This window comes from Candidatus Symbiopectobacterium sp. NZEC135, from assembly GCF_025962695.1.
The window spans coordinates 1-1,046 of sequence record NZ_JAGFPF010000680.1 but is presented as its reverse complement, the minus strand read 5'-3'; the positions used below and the strand labels follow the sequence as shown (position 1 = coordinate 1,046).

The window sequence follows — 1,046 nt, the reverse complement described above, 5'->3', positions numbered from 1 at the left end:
TGACTTTTCCGTCGCGCTGGTGGATGAACTGGAGCAGGGCAACCACCTGAAATCGCGCTTTACCGTCGGTTATTGAGGTTGCTCGCGCTGGGCGTCATTTGAAAGGGGGTATGGCGTAAATTGGCTAATAAACGCACATGATGTTTGGTATTATAGGTTCCAATCATGTGCAACAGGCTATGCTTACAATGTCTCCAATCCTAAATGATAGCGGGAGTTTTGATATGGCGGTTATTCCAATGTCATATAGCCCCGCCACGGTGGCGCGGGAATACCGAAAAATTGGCGAAACAGGGGTCAATGGTCGAGCCGTGGATATCTATATCCACAATGAGCAACACCATGCCGTCGCGATATACGGTGAACCTGATGACGTTAATGGTGATTTACGGCATGTTGTTGTCGCAAAGATTGATTTGAAATCCCGTAATAGCGATGACGAAACCGAAACAATCTTGGCTGTCATTGGTTATTACGAGAATCTGCAACCTGTGTTGCCTCCTTACGCACAAGTAGAAGGTGTCATCGTCACCAAGCGTGAACGAAATGCCAATGTTGCCAGCGCTATGTATAAGGCGCTCATCAATGATGGCATTGTGCTGGTGAGCGATAACGTGCAATTTCCTGGAGGAAAGGCGTTATGGTCGCGTATGGCACGGAAAGAGGTTGGTATCGACGTGTTTGTCTTCGATTCCGAACAACATGCTTTCTGGCCCTACGACGGTGAACGGATTCGATACGATGGCCGTAGTATTCCTGAAAGCGATATCTGGAGCCTTGCCCCTAACGAATCGCGAAAAGGGGTGGTGTTGGTGGCCGAACGTAAGCGAGATGGCTTAACCGCCTGATAGCATCCCTATGAAACATCAAGCGTCTGCCTTTCAGGCAGACGCGTTTTTTATGCCTGAAAGGGAGAAACCGGCAGTGTACTCGCCAGTTGGTGCGGGTTGATGTCAAGTTTATGGAAGAAATGACAAGTTTGATAAGTTTGTCGTATTAGACAAGTTTGACAAGTTATTGCACGGTGAAGTGCGCGCAATCGACAT

1 protein-coding gene is annotated in these 1,046 nt (G+C 48.2%); it reads left to right on the top strand.

Going from position 1 to position 1,046, the window contains the following annotated elements; all coding sequences use genetic code 11:
- The first annotated feature begins 224 nt into the window (after positions 1-224).
- Positions 225-848 carry a hypothetical protein gene (locus J5224_RS29690; protein WP_264628651.1) on the top strand — a complete coding sequence of 208 codons (624 nt, stop codon included), beginning with the start codon at positions 225-227 and terminating at the stop codon, positions 846-848.
- Positions 849-1,046 lie beyond the last annotated feature (198 nt).

Coding starts and splice junctions, on each gene's coding strand:
- J5224_RS29690 (WP_264628651.1), top strand. CDS start 225: ATGGCGGTTATTCCAATGTCATATAGCCCCGCCACGGTGGCGCGGGAA.